The sequence below is a fragment of the Mycobacterium sp. NGS18 genome, from assembly GCF_059813185.1.
The window spans coordinates 1-1686 of sequence record NZ_JCALEC010000029.1; the positions used below are offsets into that span (position 1 = coordinate 1).

Annotated in this window: 1 rRNA gene; it reads left to right on the forward strand. The window is 57.3% G+C overall.

Features of this window, described 5'->3' with window-relative positions:
- Positions 1–53 precede the first annotated feature (53 nt).
- A 16S ribosomal RNA gene (locus AC5Y31_RS21765) occupies positions 54–1587 on the forward strand.
- The last annotated feature ends 99 nt before the right edge of the window (positions 1588–1686 follow it).

Here is a 1686-nt window from a genome sequence, read left to right on the forward strand (position 1 = left end):
TTTTTTGTCGGTTTTTCGGAACTGATGTTTTCAGGATTTTTCTGAACGTTTTTTGTTTGGAGAGTTTGATCCTGGCTCAGGACGAACGCTGGCGGCGTGCTTAACACATGCAAGTCGAACGGAAAGGCCCTTTCGGGGGTACTCGAGTGGCGAACGGGTGAGTAACACGTGGGTGATCTGCCCTGCACTCTGGGATAAGCTTGGGAAACTGGGTCTAATACCGGATAGGACCATGGGATGCATGTTCTGTGGTGGAAAGCTTTTGCGGTGTGGGATGGGCCCGCGGCCTATCAGCTTGTTGGTGGGGTGATGGCCTACCAAGGCGACGACGGGTAGCCGGCCTGAGAGGGTGTCCGGCCACACTGGGACTGAGATACGGCCCAGACTCCTACGGGAGGCAGCAGTGGGGAATATTGCACAATGGGCGCAAGCCTGATGCAGCGACGCCGCGTGGGGGATGACGGCCTTCGGGTTGTAAACCTCTTTCAGTATCGGCGAAGCTCCGTGGTTTTCTGCGGGGTGACGGTAGGTACAGAAGAAGCACCGGCCAACTACGTGCCAGCAGCCGCGGTAATACGTAGGGTGCGAGCGTTGTCCGGAATTACTGGGCGTAAAGAGCTCGTAGGTGGTTTGTCGCGTTGTCCGTGAAAACTCACAGCTCAACTGTGGGCGTGCGGGCGATACGGGCAGACTGGAGTACTGTAGGGGAGACTGGAATTCCTGGTGTAGCGGTGGAATGCGCAGATATCAGGAGGAACACCGGTGGCGAAGGCGGGTCTCTGGGCAGTAACTGACGCTGAGGAGCGAAAGCGTGGGGAGCGAACAGGATTAGATACCCTGGTAGTCCACGCCGTAAACGGTGGGTACTAGGTGTGGGTTTCCTTCCTTTAGGGATCCGTGCCGTAGCTAACGCATTAAGTACCCCGCCTGGGGAGTACGGCCGCAAGGCTAAAACTCAAAGGAATTGACGGGGGCCCGCACAAGCGGCGGAGCATGTGGATTAATTCGATGCAACGCGAAGAACCTTACCTGGGTTTGACATGCACAGGACGCCGGTAGAGATATCGGTTCCCTTGTGGCCTGTGTGCAGGTGGTGCATGGCTGTCGTCAGCTCGTGTCGTGAGATGTTGGGTTAAGTCCCGCAACGAGCGCAACCCTTGTCTCATGTTGCCAGCACGTTATGGTGGGGACTCGTGAGAGACTGCCGGGGTCAACTCGGAGGAAGGTGGGGATGACGTCAAGTCATCATGCCCCTTATGTCCAGGGCTTCACACATGCTACAATGGCCGGTACAAAGGGCTGCGATCCCGTGAGGGTTAGCGAATCCTTTAAAGCCGGTCTCAGTTCGGATTGGGGTCTGCAACTCGACCCCATGAAGTCGGAGTCGCTAGTAATCGCAGATCAGCAACGCTGCGGTGAATACGTTCCCGGGCCTTGTACACACCGCCCGTCACGTCATGAAAGTCGGTAACACCCGAAGCCGGTGGCCTAACCCTTGGGAGGGAGCCGTCGAAGGTGGGATCGGCGATTGGGACGAAGTCGTAACAAGGTAGCCGTACCGGAAGGTGCGGCTGGATCACCTCCTTTCTAAGGAGCACCATGATTCCCCCGTACCTCACATGGGTGAGGGTGTTGCGGTTGGGAGATTTTTCGCCGGCGCCTGTAGTGGGTGGCCGGTGGTGCAGA